Here is an 18,623-nt window from a genome sequence, read left to right as displayed (position 1 = left end):
TGTCTCTGTAATGTTTTCAGAAGGTGCGGGAAGCGGTGAAGGAAACGAAGTTGCGGTCTTTCAGGGTTTGCCCATAAGACAGCATGCGGGTGGGGGTTCTGGGATCCGTGACGGTCAGGGTGTTCTCCTTGCCGAAGAAGGCGGTGTAGTTCAGGGCAAAGTTCCAGACGTTCTGGTATTTGCCCTTGATGCCTATGCTCACGTCGCCCGCGTTGCTGGCGCCACCAGCAAAGTTGATAACGGCTGCGGAACGGCCGCCGAAGTTGTAGCCCAGGCCCAGCGGGAGTGACAGGTCCAGGCCCGGCAGCACCTGGAAGTACTGCGGCTCAAAGATCATGCGGAACGCCGCGGCGTTCCGCGTTGCGTTGGGATCCAGCCCGCCAAAGCCGACGGCGCTGGGGTTTTTGGTCACGCTCATGAGCCGGTTCCAGGCCAGTTCGGCCACCAGGGCGCCGCCGTCCCACAGGCTGGACTTGTTGAGCACGTAAATGCCCGACAGGTTCAGGTGCGCCGTCTTGCCGGTGGCATAGCACGGGTTGGAGGGCGAACCGTCGCAGTTGGCAGGTGGCATGAAAGGTGCACCACCCAGCACGGCGGGGTCGCTGGCCAGTGGTGCGTCGGTGCGCACCGAGCCCTCCAGCGCCCAGTTGAGCTGTCCTATCGACGACGTGACACTGGCACCAAAAGTCTTGATGCCCTTGGCGTAGACGTTGTGCACATTGCCGTTGATCAGGTCAAACACCGGAACGGCCGGAGTTTTGTCGTTGTAGCGTGCCGCGTACACGCCGAACTCATAGTTGCTCCCGGCCGGCGCCCAACGCAACTGGGCGCCGAACTGGCCGCTGTCACCCGGTTTCTGGTCGCGGCCGCTGTCGGTGGGCAGCACCGGCCCGCCGAGGTAGACGCGGCCGCCGCCTATGTAGTCCTGGTTGGAAAAATAGCTGCCAACCCCAGGGATCTTGCTGGGCCGCCACTTGAGCTGGTAGTAGCCGCCCAGCGTCACGCCCTCGGCCACCTGCAGCGTGCCGGAAATCTGCTCTACCGGTAGCAGTACTTCCTTGAACTGCCAGTTTGGCACCGAGACGATTTTTGCGATGTCCACCGGGCCTTGCGCGTTGGCAATGCCGTTCTGGCCGAAGAACACGCTCTCGCCATACTGCAGCGCGTGCTTGCCGACGCGGATCGAGGCTGGCATGCTGCCGATGGATCCCTTGCCCCAGACGAAGGCGTCAAGGAATTCGTCGCCGCGGCCATGCTGGTCCCGGGTTGCCGGGACGAACTGGTTGGCGGCCTGGCCGGCGAAATTGCTGACGCCGGCCGTGCCGTCGTTGGCATTGGCGCGCAGGTACTGCGAGTCGTACCAGGCGGAGTGGCTGATGCGCAGGCCCCAGTTGCTGCGGCTGTAGTCAAATTCGGTCAACAGGTCGGCGCGGTTGGAGATCAGGCCCTTCTTGAAGTTGAGGTCGCCGTCGTTCTCGTTGGTCACGCCGCCATCGCCGCGAGCGACCGGCGAGGTGAGCAGTGCGGACGGGTCCTTCAGCCGCCAGGCCAGGCTGTACTTGGGTGTGAAGTCCAGCCGGATTTTGGTGTCGGGGTCGCCGTTGTCCAGTTCCAGGGCGTGGGCCGGCAGTGTGCAAGCCAGGCCGCAGGCCAAGGCCAGTGTGGCTGGCCTGAAGGGGTTGAATACCTTGTTCATCGAATGTCTCCTCGTTATGTGTCGTTGTTACGTGAATGGGGGATGGGTGCCCTCGCACCCGCGGCGTGTCAGCGTTGGATGTAGTTAGATATAGGTAGAGGCCAGACCACCATCGACGGGAATGTTGGCGCCGCTGACCCAGCGCGCGGCATCGCTGCACAACCATGCGATGACGGGTGCGATTTCATCGGCAAAGCCGGGGCGCAGCATGCGATGCGCATCGGCCTGAACGCGCTCCTGGCCCAGCATTGCCACGAAGTCGCCGAGGATGGGCGTGAACACCGGGCCGGGCGCCACGCAGTTCATGCGCACCCCCTTGCCCAGGAACCACTCCTGCGACTGCGTGGCATTCCAGACGATCAGGGCTTCCTTGAAGTACTGGTAGCAGGTGGCCTGCGGCACCGGGTGGCTGTGCAGCCATGCGGCACCGGCTTCAAATCCTTTGGCGGCGGCCAGCTCCTTGTGCAGGGCCAGCCGTTGCGGCCATTCGGCACCCAATATGGATGCCACGTTGACGATGCTGCCGCCGCGCGGCATGCGCGCCAGCACCTTTTCCGTCAGGTGCCGCAGGCCCAGGTAGTTCACGTGGGCCACCAGCTCGCCGTCGGCCGTGCCGGGCACGCCGGCAATGTTGCACAGGGCATCAACCTGCGCCGGCAGCTGGACCACGGCGGCATCGATGGCCGCGGCGGTGCCGAGGTCGGCCTTGATGAAGCCGTCCAGCGTCAGGCTGGGATCGTTGCGGTCCATGCCGATGACCGTGGCGCCCTGGAAGCGCGCCAGCCTGGCCACCTCGGCGCCGATGCCGGACGAGGTGCCGGTGATGACAATGGTTTTGCCTTGCAGGCTCATAAAGCCTCCCGGGTATGCGGATTCATGAAGGTCTCCTTCAGGTGGTGAGTCAAAAAAGTCGGAAAAAGCGAAGCGGTCCGTTAGAACGGGAACATGGGCGCGGTGTCCTTGACGGTCATCCACTGCCACTGCGTGTATTCCTCCCAGTCGGACGGGCCGCCCACACTGGTGCCGTTGCCCGCGATGCCGGGGCCGCCGAAGGGATTGACACAGTCGTCGTTGACGGTCTGGTCGTTGATGTGGACCATGCCGGCTTTGAGTTGCTGCCCCACCGCCATGGCGCGGCCCACCGAGCGTGAAATCACGGCGCAAGCCAGGCTGCCGGTGTTGTTGTTGGCCAGCGCAACCGCTTCCTCGTCGCTGCTGAAGGTGATGATGTTGGCCACCGGGCCGAAGGTCTCTTCATCGAACACGCGCATACCGGGCTTCACGCCCGACAGCACCGTCGGCTTGTAGAACAGGCCGTCATAGCTTCCGCCGGCTTCCAGCTTGGCGCCGGCCTTGATGCTGTCCTGCACGATGGCATGCACGCGGTCGCGCTGGCGCGCGTCAATCAGCGGCCCGAGAGCGACCTGGCCGGTGGCGCCGTCGCCGACCGGCAGGTGCGTGGCCTTGGCGACCAGGCGCTGCAGCAAGGGGGCCGCGATGCTCTGGTGCACCAGGACGCGGTTGGCGGCCATGCAGATCTGGCCCTGGTGCAGGTAGGCGGCCCAAGCGGCGTTGCTCGCGGCGATGTCCAGGTCGGCGTCGTCCAGGATGATCAGCGAGTTCGCGCCGCCGAGTTCCAGAGACACCTTCTTGAGGTGCTTACCTGCAAGCTCGCCGATGCGCCTGCCCACTGCGGGCGAGCCGGTGAAGGCGATCATGGGCACCAGCGGGTCGGTGACCAAAGCTTCGCCGGCCTCGGCGTCGCCGGGCAACACGTGCAGCAAATCCCTGGGCAGGCCGGCCTCCGCAAAAATGCGCGCGATCATCAGGCCGCCGGTCACCGGCGTGCGGGTGTCGGGCTTGATCACCACGGCATTGCCTGCAGCCAGCGCCGGAGCCACGGCGCGCAGCGTCAGGATCAGCGGAAAGTTGAAGGGCGAGATGACACCCACCACGCCGTGCGGCACGCGGCGGGCGATGCTGGTGCGCCCAGGCACGCTCGGCAGCACATGGCCCTGGGGCTGCAGCGGCATGGCGGCGGCCAGGTGGCAGATGGTGATGGCTTCGCGAATCTCATGCTGCCCCTTGGGCAGGATGCCGCCCGTCTCCCGCGTGGCATACAGCGCGAGCTCATCAAAGTGCTGCTGGAACAGCGCGCCGGCGCGGCGGAAGACATCGGCCCTCTCGCGCGGGGGCAGGGCGGCCCAGGGCTTTTGCGCGTTGGCCGCCGCCCGCGTGGCCGTGGCCACATCCGCCGCGTTGGCGATGCCCACCGTGCACATCACTTTCCCGGTCGCCGGCTCGACCACGTCGCGCTTCCCGCCGCCCAGCGGCGCTTGCGCCAGCGCGGAAAAATCCAGAAATGCCATCGCGTCGGATACACCCATTTGCTTTTGTCCTTACGGTTGTTTGATCAGCTCGCCACATCGGCGCGTCGTGCTCCTGTATCGCAATGCATGTACCAGCGCCGCGTGCCGGGGCCCGCTTGCTGCGCTGCACCCAAAGCTTTTTCACTGGAAAAACGGGGACATACCCTAGGTATGTTTGCTGCGGTGCAGCACATGGAAACCACCCATGCTTTCTTGATCAAATAGTTATAAAGTTGAATCAAATTTCACCAATTGATCAAATCGAGGAGCAAGGCCATGCGCGTTTCCGATCGCATTTCCCTGGCCGAGGTGGCCCGGGCCACCGGGGTCGCGCTGGGCAGCTTCGACAGCGCGTCGGTGGCCAAGGCCATGGGCGGGTTTGCCAGCACGTACATAGGCGGCGACACGCACCCGACAATTGCGGACATCAGCGAATGCTTGTTCTTTTCGCCGGGCGACGGGCGCATCTGGCTGCAGGATCAGCGCATGGTGTTGCTGCACACTGAGGCGCTGGGTTCCATGCGCCGCGAAATGATCGACAGCCTGGGCATCGAAAAAGCCCGCGGCCTGTTTACCCGCGCCGGTTACGTCAGCGGCGCCCGCGACGCCCAGCTGGTGCGCAAGCACTGGCCCGACGCCGACCCGCCAGCTGCCGCCATGGCCGGCACGCGCCTGCACGCGCTCGAGGGCGTGGTGAAGGTCGAGCTGGTCAGCGTGACCTACGACCCGGACACCAGCGGCTACGAGGGTGAGTTCATCTGGCACAACTCCAGCGAGGACGATGAACACATCGCCGCCTACGGCATCGGCGGCTCCCCGGCCTGCTGGATGCAGGTGGGTTACGCCACGGGCTACGTCAGCACGCTGTTCGGCCGCCTCATCGTTTTCCGGGAAACCATGTGCCGGTCCATGGGCCAGGCGCAATGCCGGGTGGTCGGCAAGTCCGCCGACAAGTGGGACAACATCGAAGAGGACATGCGCTACCTGAACGCCCGGGAGTTTGTCGACACCGCGGCATACGCGCGCGCCGAAGCGGGCCCGGCCGACCTTGCGCCCAGCGACGTGCCGGCCGGCGACGCGATGGTGGGAGCCTCATCCGCCTTCAACGCGGCCTGCCATCAATTGAGCCGGGTGGCACGCACGACCGCTACCGTGTTGTTCACCGGCGAGTCGGGCGTGGGCAAGGAGAAGTTCGCCAGCATGCTGCACAGGATCAGCCCGCGCAAGGACCAGCCTTTCATTGCCGTGAACTGCGCGGCCATCCCGGAAACCCTGATCGAGTCCGAGCTGTTCGGCGTGGAGCGCGGTGCCTACACCGGGGCCAGCCATTCGCGGCCGGGCCGCTTTGAGCGGGCCAGCGGCGGCACCCTGTTCCTGGACGAAATCGGCATGCTGAGTTTTGTGGCACAAGGCAAGCTGCTGCGTGCCCTGCAGGAGGGCGAGGTCGAGCGCGTGGGCGGCACGCGCGGCATTGCGGTCGACGTGCGCGTGGTGGCTGCCACCAATGAGGACTTGCGCCAGGCCGTGCGCGAAGGCCGCTTTCGCGAAGACCTGTTTTTCCGGCTCAATGTGTTCCCCATCCACCTGCCGCCGCTGCGTGAACGGCGCGACGACATTCCCCTGCTGATGAACCATTTCCTGAACCACTACCGGCGCAAGCACGGCTGCAACACCGGCGGCTTCACGCAGGCCTCGGTGCGCACGCTGCTGAACTACGACTTTCCCGGCAACATCCGCGAACTGCAAAACCTGATCGAGCGCGCGGTGATCATGGCCGATGCCGACGGCTTGATCGACGTGCATCACTTATTCACCGGCGGCGAGACCTTGAGCACCGAGGTCATGACCTTGCGGATGCAGGGCAGTTCAGGCACCTTGAATTTCGACGAGGCGCCGGCCGGCGCGCATCCCGTGCCGGCGGGCACCACCGCTTCGCCGCAGACCCTGGAGCAAACCGAGCGCGACATGCTGGAACGCGCCATCTCCGCCTCCCAGGGGAATCTCTCGGCAGCGGCGCGGCGGCTCAACACCACGCGGGCGAAGCTGGCTTACCGCGCCAGAAAACACAGCCTGATTTGAACCGCGTGCGGCGCCGTGGGTCAAGCTGCCGGCGCCAGCGCCCCCAGGTAAGCCCTGACCTTCTCGTCGCGCGCCAGCGTGTCGAAGTCCGGCGCCTCACTGATCGCGCCTTTCTGCACAAAGATGAAACGCTCGCAACATTGCCGCAGGATGTCGACGTGATAAGGCTCGTTGGGATGCAGGCATAAAAACACCAGCCGGCCGTTGGTTTTGAGCTTGGCGAAGAAATCCAGCATGAAGCCGATGTAGCCGTCCTGTGTGTTGAACTGCGGCTCGTCGAACAAATGCACCAGCGGCGAATCGCTTTGCGCGTGCGCCAGCATGAAGTCGGGCTTGGTCTTCTGGAATGACCGCACCTGGTAGGACTGGTGGTAGTGGATCGCCAGCCGGTCACGCTCGCGCGTTCGCACCTGGTGGATGTCCTGGCCGTTGACGAGCACACGGCCCGCGCTGGGCAGGTTGCTGCCGGTGATCAACTCGAACAGCGTGGTCTTGCCGGATCCGTTGGGACCCATGACGCCGACCACGCAAGGCTTGTGCACCTCGAAATCGGCGTTCAATGAAAAGGTCGTGGTCTTGCGGAAGACGCCGCGCTGGTATTGCTTGGCGACATTTTCAACGCGTAAAAGTGGATGGCTCATGCTGGCTCAGACTCCCAAAAGCTGCCGGCACAAGGCGGCGTCGTTGCGCAGGTCGGCCGCGGGGCCCTCGTGGACGATGACGCCCTGGTTCATCACATAGGCGCGGTCGGCCACCTGCAGCGCACTTTGCACGTTCTGCTCGACCACCAGCACCGCGATGCCTTCGGCCTTGAGCCGGCTGATGGTTTTCATCACGTCCTGCACCACCTTGGGTGCCAGGCCCTGGCTGGGTTCGTCGAACAGCACCAGGCCGGGCGAGCCCAGCAAGGCGCGTGAGATCGCCACCATCTGCATCTCGCCGCCCGAGAGGTTCTCGCATTCGCGGTGCATCAGGTATTCGAGTGCGCTGAAAATCTCAAAGCACTCTTTCTCGTGCCAGGACCTGAAGCGTGTGGCCTTGCGCGCGATGGCGAGGTTGCGCGCCACCGTCAGCGTCGGGAAGATGCGCCTGTCGTCAGGCACCCAGCCCATGCCTGCCTTGGCGATCTCGTGCGTGGGCATGCGCGTGATGTCGCGCGCATCAAACGCGATGCTTCCCTTGCGCGGCGGCGTCAGGCCCAGGATGGAGCGCAGCAGCGTGGTTTTGCCCGCGCCGTTGGGGCCCAGCAGCGCCACCACTTCGCCGGCGCCGACTTTGAGCGACACGTCGAACAGCACCTGCGTCTCGCCGTAAAAAGTGTCTATGCGCTCCACGGCCAGCATGTTCGCCGGCTGTGAAACGGTCTGGACGGCGGATTCCAGCACCGCGCTCATGCCAGCGCTCCCAGGTTGGAGCGGCGCACCCATTCGCTTTGCCGCAGCTGGTCGGGCGTACCCTGGCTGATGACCTGGCCCCAGTGGATGACCGAGATCTGGTCGGCGAGCTTGAAGAGAAAGTTCATGTCGTGTTCAATGATCACAATCGTGAGCTGGCGCTTGAGTTCTTTCACCAGCTCCATCAGGCGTGCAGTGCCTTCGGCGCCCAGGCCGGCGGTGGGTTCATCGAGAAACAGCATGCGCGGCTGGGCCGCGAGTGCCACACCGATCTCCAGCGCACGGCGCTCACCGTATGAAAGGCTGCTGGCCAGCACGTGCTCCTTGCCCTTGAGGCCCACGCGCTCCAGCACGGCTGCGGCCAGCTGCTGTGCCGTACTGTCGGCGCCCAGATCACGCCAGGGGTTGAAGCCTTGCCGGCGTACATGCGGCGTGGCCACCAGCACGTTGTCCAGCGCGGTGTAGCTGTCAAAGAGATTCATGATCTGGAAGGAGCGTGACACACCCTTGCGCGCGATCTCGCGTGGCGACAGGCCGGTAATGTCTTCGCCTGCAAAGGTCACGCGGCCGCGGTCGGGTTTGTAACGGCCCGTCAACACATTGAAGCAGGTGGTTTTGCCCGCGCCATTGGGGCCCATGATGCCGTTGAGCTCGCCTTCGTTGAAGCTGAGGGTGATGTCTTGCAGCACGACCTGGGCGCCGAATCGTTTGGACAGGCCGTTGGCCTCGAAGAGCTTCACAGCGCACCTCCTGCGGGGGCGGGCTTGGCTGCCACCGGCCGCTTTGGCCTGGCCTTCCAGGCTTGCCATGCGCCGGCAATGCCTTCGGGCTTGAACAGCACCATGACCATGAAGACGAGGCCATACCAAAGCAGCCAGGTCTCGGTGTAGGCACCCAGCAGGTCGCGCGCCAGGATAAAGAAGGTGGCGCCAATGACCGGTCCCCAGAAGCTCACGAGACCGCCACCGATCAGCACCATCATCACGACGAAGCCCGAGTTGTGCAGGCTCATGACATTCGGATACGCCGATTGCTGCGCCATCGCAAACAGCGCGCCGGCCAGGCCCGCGACCGCGGTGGACAGTGTGAACGCCAGCCATTTGTAGAGCCAGACGTTGTAGCCCACAAAGGCGGCGCGCGTTTCGTTCTGCTTGATGGCGCTGAAGATGCGGCCCAGCGGCGAATGGATCAACCGCCACAGCGCCAGCAGCACCAGCCCGAACAGCACCAGTGAAAAGAAAAAGAGCGCGTTGTTGCCAGAGAGGTTGAACGACACGAAACCGAAATCGGCCGGCAGGCGCTTGATGTTGAGCAGCCCGTCTTCTCCGCCCGTAACGGTGTGCCATTTGTTGGCGATGAACCAGAACACCTGGCCGAAGGCGATGGTGAGCAGCGCGTAGTAAATGCCGCGCCGGTGTGAGATGAACAGCGCCACCAGCGCGCCCAGCACCGCCGTCACGAGGACTGCGCCCACCAGGTCAAACCACAGATTGGGCCAGACCTTGAGCTGCAGCAAGCCGAAAGCGTAGGCGCCCGTGCCAAAGAAGGCGCCGTGCCCGAAGGAGGGCAGGCCGGTAAAACCCAGCAACAGGTTGTAGCCCATCGCAAAGAGCACCCAGATCATGATCTCCAGCGCAAGGTATTGGTAGAGCCCGACGCGGCCCACCCATAGCGGGGTGGACAGTAGCACCAACAGGGTGATGAGCATGGGTAAAGGAATGAGCGGCGCGCGACCGGAAGCGAGTTGCATGGGTACCTTGTCTCTTCGATTGTTCTGGATGAAGGAATAAAGCGCTGGAAATCAATGCTGAAAGAAAAGTTGAAGAAGGGCTGGACAGAACAGAATGTACGTTCTATTATTTAAATACGCAAGAACATTTATTCTAAATTGACGCGATGCAGCCAACCGGCTCATCGCCTTCCCCGAGGCGGCAAACGACATATGGACTCTGCAACGACTTACGAAGAACTCAAGGCGCTGATTGGCCGGGCTTATCCGGACATGTCCAAGCAGCTGCAGCGCATCGCGCGCTTCGCCCTTGAGCAACCCAACGACTTGGCACTGGGCACCGTGGCGACGGTGGCCGAAGCGACCGAGGTGCAGCCTTCGGCCATGATCCGCTTTGCCAATGCGTTGGGCTTTGGCGGTTTTTCCGAAATGCAGCAGGTGTTTCGCGGCCACCTGCTGGAGCGATCCGACAGCTACCGTGAGCGCATCGACCAGATGCGCCGCAAGCAGCTCAACGGCGAGCGCGCGCCGGCCGGTGTGTTGCACCAGCTGGTGAGCGAGTCCGTGGCCGAGCTTGGCCATCTGGAAGAAAGCATCGCCCAGGCTGACCTGAAGGCCGCTGTCAAACTCATGGCGTCGGCACCGCGCATCCATGTGCTGGCCCAGCGCCGCGCCTTTCCGGTGGCGGGCTACCTGGCTTATGCGCTGAGCCAGTTAGAACTGCGTACCCATTTGCTCGATGGCACGGGCGGCATGCTGCGCGAAAGCCTGCGCTCCATCGCGCCCGGCGACGTGCTGATCGCCGCGAGCTTTCGCAACTATTCGCCTGAAGTCATCGCGGCCGCTTCTGAGGCCGCCGAGCTGGGCGCGGTGGTGATCGCCATCACCGACGGCCCGCTCTCGCCGCTCAAGGCGCATGCCAGGGTTTGCCTGGAACTGGCTGACGATTCGTCGAAACCCTTCCGCTCGCTGGTCGCGCCACTGTGCCTGGCGCAGGCGCTGGTGGTCAGCACGGGTCATCAGCTGGCCGAGCAGGGCGCAGCGAAGGCTAAAACCAAAGGCGGCGGCAAAGCTGCGGCTAAACACGCGCGCAAGGGGGCCGTATGAGCCGCCCGCTGGACCTGATCTGCGTGGGCCGCGCCGCCGTGGATTTGTACGGTGAGCAAATCGGCGGTCGTCTTGAAGACATGCAGAGCTTCACCAAGTATCTGGGCGGCTCGCCGGCCAACACCGCGGTGGGCGTGGCGCGCCTGGGTCTGAAGCCCGCGATGCTGACCCGTGTGGGCGATGAACACAACGGCCGCTTTGTCCGCGAAACCCTGGCGGCCGAGGGCGTGGACGTGAGCCATGTCGCCACCGACGCCAGGCGACTGACAGCGCTGGTATTCCTGGGAATTCAGGACCGCGACACCTTTCCGCTGGTGTTCTACCGCGACAACTGCGCCGACATGGCGATCAGCCCGGACGACTTTGACGCGGCCTTCATCGCTTCGGCGAAGGCGCTGCTGATTTCGGGCACGCACCTGTCACAGCCGCAAACGTATGAAAGCTGCCTCCGGGCGATGACGATGGCAAAAGCTGCAAGCACTCGCGTAGTGCTCGACATCGATTACCGCCCCGTGCTGTGGGGCCTGACCAGCCCGGGTATGGGCGAGCAACGCTTTGTACCTTCCGGTGAAGTCAGCGCGCATTTGCAAACCGTCGTCGGCCACTGCGACCTCATAGTGGGTACCGAAGAAGAAGTTCATATCGCCGGCGGCAGCACCGACACGCTCGCTGCGTTACGCCGCTTGCGCGACCTGACGGCCGCAACGCTGGTCGTCAAGCGCGGGCCCATGGGTTGTGTCGTGTTCGACGGCGCGATTCCCGACTCGCTGCAAAAGGGATTGCAAGGCCCCGGTTTTCCGGTGGACGTATACAACGTACTCGGCGCCGGCGACGCTTTCATGTCGGGCTTCCTGCGCGGCTGGATTCCGGGCGAGCCGCTCGCGCGTTGCTGTGCTTATGCAAATGCCTGTGGCGCACTCGTGGTGTCACGTCACGGGTGTGCCCCTGCCATGGCCAGCTGGGAAGAACTGCAGTTCTTTCTGGTACATGGTTCGCCTACTCGGCGCCTGCGCGAAGACGCGCAACTTGAACGCCTGCACCGCGTCAGCACGCGTACGCGCCGCTGGGAGGAGCTGGTCATCCTCGCGTTCGACCACCGCATGCAGCTGGAAGATATCGCAGCGCGCCATGGAGCGGGCAACGAACGCATTCCCCTCTTCAAATCCCTGATCGCTGAAGGTGCGCGGCTCGGAGCGGGTGCGCGCGGTGGCGTGGGCGTGATCGTGGACGGCCGCTTTGGCGAAGAGGTGCTTCCCACGGTGACCGGCAAGGGCTGGTGGGTCGCAAGGCCGGTTGAACTGCCGGGCTCGCGCCCGCTGCAGTTCGAGGCCGGTGCAGGCCTGGGCGCCGCCATGCGGACCTGGCCCGGCGAGCACGTCGCCAAATGCCTGGTGTATTACCACCCGCAGGACACGCCGGCCCTGCGCGAAAGCCAGCTTGCCAGACTGGCCGACCTGCAGCGCGCCAGCGTGGACAGCTTTCACGAATTTCTCATCGAAGTCATTCCGCCCAAAGACATGCCGACGGATGACGACACCGTGCCGCTGGCGCTGGAGCAGATTTACCAGGCCGGCATTTTCCCCGACTGGTGGAAGCTGCCGCCCGCCGCCAACACGGCTGCCTGGCAAAAGATCGCTGCGGTCATTCACCAGCATGACCCGCATTGCCGTGGCGTGCTGATGCTGGGCCTGGAAGCCAGCGAGGAAAAACTCGACCAGAGCTTTCGCATCGCGGCACCGCACGCCGTCTGCCGCGGCTTCGCGGTGGGGCGTTCGATCTTTGCCGATGCTGCGAACGGTTGGTTCTCCGGCGCCATGGACGATGCGGCAGTGGTCAAGGACATTGCCGAGCGTTATGCGCGGCTGATCACGCTGTGGGACCAGGCTAGAACAGGCCAAGGGACCGCTGTTTCAGCAGGCGCCGCTGAAGTCGTGAACTGAGCCGCCAAACACAACACACAAAACACAACGAGAAAGAAGACGGAGACAAACATGACACCAAAAATCGGATTTATCGGCATCGGCATGATGGGCCACGGCATGGCCAAGAACCTGCTGGCCAAAGGCTTCGGCCTGACTTTCAAGATCAACCGCAACCGCGACAATCTGGCCGACCTGATCGCCGCCGGAGCCAGGGAGGCCAAGACCAACGCCGAGTGCGCGCAGGCCAGCGACATCGTCTTCATCTGCGTCACGGGCTCGCCTCAGGTCGAAGACATCGTTTACGGCAAGGATGGCCTGCTGGACAGCGGCCGTAAAGGCCTCATCGTGGTTGACACCTCCACGGCCGAGCCTGCCTCCAGCACCCGTATCCGCAACGACCTTGCGGCCAAAGGCATCAAGCTGGTCGATGCGCCACTGGCTCGCACGCCCAAGGAAGCCGAGGAAGGTCGGCTCAACACCATGGTGGGCGCGGAGCCCGAAGACTTCGCAACGCTGGAACCCGTGCTCAAGGCTTTTTGCGAAAACATCTTTCATGTCGGCCCGCCTGGCCATGGCCACGTGCTCAAGCTGGTCAACAACATGATGGCCATGAGCTTTGCGGCCTCGATTGCCGAGGCCTTTGCGGTGGCGGCCAAAAGCGGGCTGGACCTCAACCGCCTCTATGACGTGATCTCGGCCGGCGGCGTGAACTGCGGCATCTTCCAGATGATGGCAACGAAAACGCTCAAGGAAGGCGACGTCACCGGCTTCAAGTTCGGCATCGCCAATGCGCAAAAAGATTTGCGCTACTACACCCACCTGGCCGAGATGCTGCCCGTCACCAGCTTCATGGGTGAAGCCACGCACCAAAGCCTGATCCAGGCCAGCAACGCCGGTTACGGCGACAAGCTGATCGCCTCCCTTTTCGAAGCACAGGAAAAACTCAACGACGTCAAGATCGTTCCCCGTTAAGCCAACCCGTTTGACCCTTTTACACGCAGGAGACAAAACCATGAGCGACATCAAGAACAACCACGCAACACCTGAATCCCAATCCGACAGCAAGGCCACCTCGCGCCGCGCGCTGCTCAAGCACTCCAGCCTGGCGCTGGTGGGCGCGGGTCTGTACGGCGCGGCGCCCTTCATGGGGCCGTGGAAGCACAACCACGCCTGGGCGCAGACCGGCCAGAAGAAACCGCTGACCATTGGCCTGACCATGGACGCTTCGGGCCTGTACGCAGCCTCGGGCGCCGAAGAGCGCCTTGGCGCCATGATGGCCATCAAGGAATTTAACGACAAGGGCGGCGTGCTGGGCCGACGCATTGAGGCCATCCATATCGACACGGAAACGACGCCGGCCACCGGCTCGCGCGTGGCCGAACGCATGATCACGCGCAATGAGGCTTCCTTCCTGATCGGTGCAGTGCACTCAGGCGTCTCCAATGCCATCTCGCAGGTTGCGCAGAAATACGGCACGGTATTTTTTAACACCAATTCCAGCAGCCCGACCGAAGCCGGCAAGGACTGCCACCGCACCAAGTTCGTCTGGGACGGCAACGGCACCAACTTTTCCAACGCCATCGTCAAGAACGCCATCAAGGCCAGCGGCAAGAACTGGGTGCTGCTGACCAACGACTATGTGTGGGGCCACACTACCTCCAAGGCGACACGCGCGATCGTAGAGGCCAACGGCGGGCGCATCGTTGAGGAACTGCTGGTGCCGCAAAACACCCGCGACTTCTCGTCCTACCTGCTCAAGCTGCAGCAGCTCAAGCCCAATGTGGTGGCCACGGCTGTGGGCGGCGACGACATCAAGGCGCTGCGCCAGCAGGTGGTGCAGCTCAAGATGAACCAGTCCATGGCGTGGATCAACAACCAGCAGGACTGGCCCGACGTCTACGGTCTGGGCCCTGAGGCCATCTTCGGCGTCTTCGGCACCACCTGGTACTGGCGCCTGGGCCTGCCCGGCGTGAAAGAATTCGTTGCGGCCTACCAGAAGCAGTTCCCGGGCATGGCGATTCGCGTGCCGGGCAATGTGTATCACAACGGTTATATGGCCACGCGCGAACTTCTGCGATGCGTGGAAGAGGCCGGCACCACCAACAACATTGCCGTGATCAAAAAACTCGAAGGCCGCAAGATGAGCGCGGCCGACCGCCTGCAGCACTACGACGCGTGGATGGATCCCGTCACTCACCAGTGCCAGCAGACGATTTACATGGCGACCTACAACGACCAGCCCGCCGAGAAAGACGACATTTTCAAGATCCTCACACAGGCCGATCCCAAGGATGTGGCGGACAAGGATGCCAGCGGCGCCTGCAAGCTTGAGAGCTACGACTCGACACCTAGCTACGAAGTCTGATTTACTTCAAGCTCCAAAGACCGCAATGGACTTCTTGCTTCAGCTTATTCCGCACCTCGTCAACGGCATCTCGCTGGGCTTGTTGTTCGCGCTCATCGCGCTGGGATTCATGCTCATCGTGGGAGTGATGGAAACCATCAACCTGGCGCACGGCTCGCTGTTTGCGCTGGGCATGTACTTCGCGCTTTTCCTGATCGCACCGCAGCTGGGCATGTTTCCGAATCTGCAGGCCTGGTACATGAGTTTGCCGCTGGGAACGCGTTACCTGGCGGCACTCATTCTTGCGCCCATCCTGGTGGGTATTTTCGGCATGTTGCTGGAGCTGTGCATGCGGCGCACCTATGGCCGCGACCCGCTCTACGGCCTGCTGCTGACCTTCGGCGCGGCGCTGGTGATTGAAGAGGTTATCCGCCTGGTGTGGGGCTCGTCGGAAAAGCAGTTGATGCTGCCCGAGGTCATCTCCGGCGCCTTCCTGATCGGTGACTTGGTTTATTCCAAGTACCGCTTCTTCGCCAGCGGATTCGCCATCCTCATGATCGTGCTGCTCTGGACGTTCTTGCAGAAGACGCCCTACGGCGCCATCATCAAGGCCGGCGCGCACGACAGCGAAATGGTGCGTGCCTTGGGCATCAACCTCTCGCGCCTCCGCCTCTTCGTGTTTGGCCTGGGCGTGGCGCTGGCGGCGATCGCCGGGGTGGTCATGGCGCCCATCTGGGGCATACGCCCGCATGTGGGGGTGGACGCCGTGGTGCCGGCGTTTCTGATCATCGTGCTGGGCGGTGTGGGCTCGCTGTGGGGCGCGGTGATTGCGGGCCTCATGGTCGGCATGGTGGTGGGACTCACGGGCTCCTACGCGTCCGAGTGGTCGCTGATGTCCATGTACCTGTTGTTCATTGCCGTGGTGACGTTTCGTTCGCGCGGCCTCTTCGGCAAGAAAAGCGTCCTCGATCAGTGAGACCCCCTGCCTCGTCTCACTTCGTGTAGCCGGAACCCCCCAAGGGGCAACAGCTGCGGCCCGGAGAAATTGGCCTTCCCCGTGGCTGCGCTTCGCTTAGCCTCCCCCTCCGGGGCAACACTAGCGGCCCGGCGAAGCCGGTTCCGCGGTGTTCTGGTACAGAAAGTTCTTTAATGTATGAAGGTTAATTGATGAAACCGCTTCAAGAAAAAGTCGCGCTGGTCACGGGCGCGGCCGGCACCATGGGCCTGGCCGTTGTCAAGGCCTTGCTCGAAGACGGCTGCAAGGTCGCGATGGTCGATGTGAGCCAGGAGCGCAACCGCGCGCTGGCCAATGAGCTGGGTTCGCGCGCCTTGTCGTTCTCGTTTGACATCAGCGATACGGCCGCCGTGAGCGACGGCCATGCGCTCATCGTCAAGGCCTTCGGGCCTGTCGACATTCTGGTCAACAACGCGGGCATCCTGTCCAACAACAAGATTGAGGCCACCGAAGCGGGTGAATGGCGGCGCGTGATGGGCGCCAACCTCGACGGCGCTTTTTACCTTGCGCAGCAGGTGGTGCCGGCAATGAAGGCGCGGCGCTTCGGCCGCATCATCAACACCAGCTCCCTGGCGGCCAAGACAGGCGGATTGACAGCAGGCACGGCCTATTCGGTGTCCAAGGGCGCGATGAGTTCGCTGACCTTTTCACTGGCGCGCGAACTCGCGCCCTTTGGCGTCACGGCCAATGCCGTCGCGCCCGCTTACGTCAAAACGCCCATGATCACCGAACAGCTCAATGAAGAGCAGCGCCAGAAGCTGCTCAAGGACATCCCGGTCGGCCGCTTCTGCGAACCTGAGGAGTTCGCTCACGTGGTGCGCTTCCTCGCGTCGCCGTTATCGGGATTCATCACGGGCGAGATCATCGACCTTAACGGTGGCTTGCTGATGGACTGAGGGAAAGCCCTTTCGCCGCTGTTCCCGCTTTACGCCCACAATTTCGCCATCCATGAGCAGCATCACACCCTCTGTTGATTTCAACACCGCGCTGACGGGCCTGTTCGACCTGCGCGGTAAAACCGCTTATGTGCCCGGCGGCTACGGCGGCATAGGCGAGGCGATTGCTTGGGGCTTGGCCATGGCCGGCGCGCGCGTCGCGGTGTCGGGCCGCGATGAGGCCAAGGCGCGGGCCGTGGCCTCGGCCTTGCAGGGGGCAGGACACGAGGCCATGGGTCTGGCCATGGACGCGCATTCGGTGCCGCAGATGCAGGCTTCCGTCGACGCGGTGGCCGCGCGGTGGGGCGGCCTCGACATCCTGGTGAACTGCGTGGGCATGCAACGCGAGCAGCCCTTGCTCGAGGTCACCGAAGAAGCCTTTGACGAGGTGCTGCAGGTCAACCTCAAGGCCGCGATGTTCCTGGCACAGGCGACGGCCAAACACCAGGTTGCAGGCGGCAAGGGCGGCGCGCACGTGCATTTGCTTTCGGTGCGCGCGCAGCTCGGTTTGCGCGGGCGCGGTTATTCAGCCTACAGCAGCAGCAAGGGCGGCCTGGTCATGCTGATACGCCAGCATGCGAGTGAACTGGCGCCGTACGGCATCACTGTCAACGGCATCGCGCCCACGGTGGTGCAGACCGAGATGGCGCGCCACTGGCTTGAAAATCCCGAGACGCGGGAACAGGTGCTGGCGCGCATTCCGCTGGGCCGTGTGGCCGACCCGCAGGACGTGGCCGGTGCGGCGGTGTTTTTTGCGGCGCCCGCCTCCCGGTTTGTCACCGGGCAAGTTCTTTATCTTGACGGCGGCATCACCGCCTCGCAGTAAGGCATTCTGGCCTTATCGTTTTCCGGCCAGCGCCTCGACGGCGTGTTGTACACCGCCGCTGCCGATGGGAATTCCTTGTACCTGCATGGCCGCTTCCACACCGGCCAGGCAACCCAGGATCATGGCCGGGTTCATGTCACCCAGGTGGCCGATGCGAAAGGTGCGTCCTGCCAGTGGCCCCAGGCCGCCTGCAATCGCCACCTGAAACCGTTCGCGTGCAACCGTGCGCAAGGCTTCGGGATCCATGCCGGCACTGACTGACACCGTCGTGACCGAGACCGAGCGCGCTGTGGGCTCGCGCACAAAAAGCGATAGTGCGCCGCCCTCACTCCAGGCCTCGACAGCAGCATGCACCGCACTGGCGATCAGCTGGTGGCGGGCGATGACTTCTTCGACGCCTTCATGAAAGATCAGCCCCAGTGCGGCCTCCAGGCCAAAGAGCAGGCTTTGCGGCGGGGTGCCGCAGAATTTCCTGTAGCAAAGCGGGCTTTGCCGCCGTGCCCAATCCCAGTAGAACCGGGGTGAAGGATTGGCTGCGGCCACTTTAATCGCGGCGGCGTCCGCGGCGACAAAGGCCAGGCCAGGCGGCACCATTAGGCCTTTTTGCGAGGCGCCCAGCACGACATTGGCGCCCAGCGCATCCATGGCAAAGGGCGCGGCGCCCAGCGAGGCGACCACGTCCACCACCAGCAGCGCGGGGTGGGCCACGGCGTCCAGCGCCTGCCGGATCCGGTCGAGCTCGCTGGTCATGCCGCTGGCGGTGTCGGTGTGGACCACAAACACCGCCACGATGGCATGCGCAGTGTCGGCGCGCAGCGCGGCTTCTATGGCCGGCACGTCAATCGGGTAACCCTCGCGCCAAGGCGTGCGGATGACTCCTGCGCCCATGGCCTCGGCCTGTATGGCCCAGGATTCGGAGAAGTGCCCCGTTCCGGCGATTAGTACCTGCTGCCCGGGCGCCAGCAGGTTGGCGATCACGGCCTCCCAGGCGCCGTGGCCGTTGCAGGCATACAGGAAGACGTCGGCCGAGGTTTGCAGCAGCGCCTTGAGCCCGGTCTCGCAAGCCTGGATCACACGATCAAGCCGCGGGTCGGCCAGATCCATGGGCTGGCGCCGCATCGCGTCCATGACCTCGTCGGGTACCCGCGTGGGCCCGGGTGAGTGGAGGAATCGATGGCCGGGGATGCGTGGGTGGGGCGTCATGTCG

General features: G+C 63.7%; 16 protein-coding genes. 8 read left to right on the top strand and 8 right to left on the bottom strand.

Features of this window, described 5'->3' with window-relative positions; all coding sequences use genetic code 11:
* Window positions 1-16: 16 nt before the first annotated feature.
* From AC1DYR_RS16540 to AC1DYR_RS16530, 3 genes are all read right to left on the bottom strand, one after another.
* The gene (locus AC1DYR_RS16540; protein ID WP_477706062.1) at window positions 17-1,696 is read right to left on the bottom strand and encodes a DUF1302 domain-containing protein; all 1,680 of its coding nucleotides are present in this window, start codon (window positions 1,694-1,696) and stop codon (window positions 17-19) included.
* Window positions 1,697-1,780: 84 nt separating this feature from the next.
* Complete coding sequence (locus tag AC1DYR_RS16535) at window positions 1,781-2,548, bottom strand: coniferyl-alcohol dehydrogenase (protein ID WP_477706061.1); 768 nt, start codon at window positions 2,546-2,548, stop codon at window positions 1,781-1,783.
* Between the two features lie 80 nt (window positions 2,549-2,628).
* Window positions 2,629-4,083 (bottom strand): benzaldehyde dehydrogenase, encoded by a 1,455-nt coding sequence (locus AC1DYR_RS16530; RefSeq protein ID WP_477706060.1) that lies wholly within the window; start codon window positions 4,081-4,083, stop codon window positions 2,629-2,631.
* Window positions 4,084-4,341: 258 nt separating this feature from the next.
* Here AC1DYR_RS16530 and AC1DYR_RS16525 point away from each other — a divergent pair, with 258 nt between their 5' ends.
* Window positions 4,342-6,144, top strand: coding sequence for a sigma 54-interacting transcriptional regulator (locus AC1DYR_RS16525; protein WP_477706059.1), 1,803 nt, complete (start codon window positions 4,342-4,344; stop codon window positions 6,142-6,144).
* Window positions 6,145-6,164: 20 nt separating this feature from the next.
* Here the strand turns inward: AC1DYR_RS16525 and AC1DYR_RS16520 are convergent, their stop codons facing one another.
* Genes AC1DYR_RS16520 through AC1DYR_RS16505 form a run of 4 tightly spaced genes read right to left on the bottom strand, consistent with a single transcriptional unit; the run spans window position 6,165 to window position 9,288 of the window.
* A complete protein-coding gene (locus tag AC1DYR_RS16520; RefSeq protein ID WP_477706058.1) occupies window positions 6,165-6,785 on the bottom strand; it encodes an ATP-binding cassette domain-containing protein in 621 nt (206 codons plus the stop codon).
* 6 nt (window positions 6,786-6,791) lie between these two features.
* Entirely contained in the window at window positions 6,792-7,538 is a 747-nt protein-coding gene (locus tag AC1DYR_RS16515; protein WP_477706057.1) for an ABC transporter ATP-binding protein, read from the bottom strand.
* Window positions 7,535-8,278, bottom strand: coding sequence for an ABC transporter ATP-binding protein (locus AC1DYR_RS16510; RefSeq protein WP_477706056.1), 744 nt, complete (start codon window positions 8,276-8,278; stop codon window positions 7,535-7,537). Before AC1DYR_RS16510 ends, AC1DYR_RS16515 begins: the two co-directional genes overlap by 4 nt.
* Window positions 8,275-9,288: a branched-chain amino acid ABC transporter permease gene (locus AC1DYR_RS16505; protein ID WP_477706055.1), complete on the bottom strand. Its 1,014-nt coding sequence runs from the start codon at window positions 9,286-9,288 to the stop codon at window positions 8,275-8,277. The genes AC1DYR_RS16510 and AC1DYR_RS16505 overlap by 4 nt, the downstream gene beginning before the upstream one ends.
* 192 nt (window positions 9,289-9,480) lie before the next feature.
* On the opposite strand from AC1DYR_RS16505, the gene AC1DYR_RS16500 reads away from it, so the two are divergent.
* The 7 genes from AC1DYR_RS16500 to AC1DYR_RS16470 all read left to right on the top strand — a co-directional run bounded on the left by AC1DYR_RS16500 (window position 9,481) and on the right by AC1DYR_RS16470 (window position 17,416).
* Window positions 9,481-10,374, top strand: a complete 894-nt coding sequence (locus AC1DYR_RS16500; protein ID WP_477706054.1) for a MurR/RpiR family transcriptional regulator — start codon at window positions 9,481-9,483, stop codon at window positions 10,372-10,374.
* The gene (locus tag AC1DYR_RS16495; RefSeq protein ID WP_477706053.1) at window positions 10,371-12,314 is read left to right on the top strand and encodes a bifunctional 5-dehydro-2-deoxygluconokinase/5-dehydro-2-deoxyphosphogluconate aldolase; all 1,944 of its coding nucleotides are present in this window, start codon (window positions 10,371-10,373) and stop codon (window positions 12,312-12,314) included. Before AC1DYR_RS16500 ends, AC1DYR_RS16495 begins: the two co-directional genes overlap by 4 nt.
* 51 nt (window positions 12,315-12,365) lie before the next feature.
* Window positions 12,366-13,268 (top strand): NAD(P)-dependent oxidoreductase, encoded by a 903-nt coding sequence (locus AC1DYR_RS16490; protein WP_477706052.1) that lies wholly within the window; start codon window positions 12,366-12,368, stop codon window positions 13,266-13,268.
* 40 nt (window positions 13,269-13,308) lie between these two features.
* Entirely contained in the window at window positions 13,309-14,661 is a 1,353-nt protein-coding gene (locus tag AC1DYR_RS16485) for an ABC transporter substrate-binding protein (protein WP_477706051.1), read from the top strand.
* Between the two features lie 25 nt (window positions 14,662-14,686).
* Window positions 14,687-15,616 carry a branched-chain amino acid ABC transporter permease gene (locus AC1DYR_RS16480; RefSeq protein WP_477706050.1) on the top strand — a complete coding sequence of 310 codons (930 nt, stop codon included), beginning with the start codon at window positions 14,687-14,689 and terminating at the stop codon, window positions 15,614-15,616.
* Between the two features lie 191 nt (window positions 15,617-15,807).
* A complete protein-coding gene (locus AC1DYR_RS16475) occupies window positions 15,808-16,551 on the top strand; it encodes an SDR family NAD(P)-dependent oxidoreductase (protein ID WP_477706049.1) in 744 nt (247 codons plus the stop codon).
* Between the two features lie 52 nt (window positions 16,552-16,603).
* Window positions 16,604-17,416: an SDR family NAD(P)-dependent oxidoreductase gene (locus tag AC1DYR_RS16470; protein WP_477706048.1), complete on the top strand. Its 813-nt coding sequence runs from the start codon at window positions 16,604-16,606 to the stop codon at window positions 17,414-17,416.
* Between the two features lie 12 nt (window positions 17,417-17,428).
* Here AC1DYR_RS16470 and AC1DYR_RS16465 read toward each other — a convergent pair whose 3' ends face one another.
* Complete coding sequence (locus tag AC1DYR_RS16465) at window positions 17,429-18,619, bottom strand: pyridoxal-phosphate-dependent aminotransferase family protein (RefSeq protein WP_477706047.1); 1,191 nt, start codon at window positions 18,617-18,619, stop codon at window positions 17,429-17,431.
* Window positions 18,620-18,623: the final 4 nt, after the last annotated feature.

This window comes from Polaromonas sp. P1_F9 (assembly GCF_056405615.1).
Note: the sequence above shows the minus strand (reverse complement) of the source record. Positions and strands in the feature narration are given on the sequence as shown.

Excerpts from the sequence above, each read along its gene's own strand:
- AC1DYR_RS16540 (WP_477706062.1), bottom strand. The coding sequence starts at position 1,696 with ATGAACAAGGTATTCAACCCCTTCAGGCCAGCCACACTGGCCTTGGCC.
- AC1DYR_RS16535 (WP_477706061.1), bottom strand. The coding sequence starts at position 2,548 with ATGAGCCTGCAAGGCAAAACCATTGTCATCACCGGCACCTCGTCCGGC.
- AC1DYR_RS16530 (WP_477706060.1), bottom strand. The coding sequence starts at position 4,083 with ATGGGTGTATCCGACGCGATGGCATTTCTGGATTTTTCCGCGCTGGCG.
- AC1DYR_RS16525 (WP_477706059.1), top strand. The coding sequence starts at position 4,342 with ATGCGCGTTTCCGATCGCATTTCCCTGGCCGAGGTGGCCCGGGCCACC.
- AC1DYR_RS16520 (WP_477706058.1), bottom strand. The coding sequence starts at position 6,785 with ATGAGCCATCCACTTTTACGCGTTGAAAATGTCGCCAAGCAATACCAG.
- AC1DYR_RS16515 (WP_477706057.1), bottom strand. The coding sequence starts at position 7,538 with ATGAGCGCGGTGCTGGAATCCGCCGTCCAGACCGTTTCACAGCCGGCG.
- AC1DYR_RS16505 (WP_477706055.1), bottom strand. The coding sequence starts at position 9,288 with ATGCAACTCGCTTCCGGTCGCGCGCCGCTCATTCCTTTACCCATGCTC.
- AC1DYR_RS16500 (WP_477706054.1), top strand. The coding sequence starts at position 9,481 with ATGGACTCTGCAACGACTTACGAAGAACTCAAGGCGCTGATTGGCCGG.
- AC1DYR_RS16495 (WP_477706053.1), top strand. The coding sequence starts at position 10,371 with ATGAGCCGCCCGCTGGACCTGATCTGCGTGGGCCGCGCCGCCGTGGAT.
- AC1DYR_RS16490 (WP_477706052.1), top strand. The coding sequence starts at position 12,366 with ATGACACCAAAAATCGGATTTATCGGCATCGGCATGATGGGCCACGGC.
- AC1DYR_RS16485 (WP_477706051.1), top strand. The coding sequence starts at position 13,309 with ATGAGCGACATCAAGAACAACCACGCAACACCTGAATCCCAATCCGAC.
- AC1DYR_RS16480 (WP_477706050.1), top strand. The coding sequence starts at position 14,687 with ATGGACTTCTTGCTTCAGCTTATTCCGCACCTCGTCAACGGCATCTCG.
- AC1DYR_RS16475 (WP_477706049.1), top strand. The coding sequence starts at position 15,808 with ATGAAACCGCTTCAAGAAAAAGTCGCGCTGGTCACGGGCGCGGCCGGC.
- AC1DYR_RS16470 (WP_477706048.1), top strand. The coding sequence starts at position 16,604 with ATGAGCAGCATCACACCCTCTGTTGATTTCAACACCGCGCTGACGGGC.
- AC1DYR_RS16465 (WP_477706047.1), bottom strand. The coding sequence starts at position 18,619 with ATGACGCCCCACCCACGCATCCCCGGCCATCGATTCCTCCACTCACCC.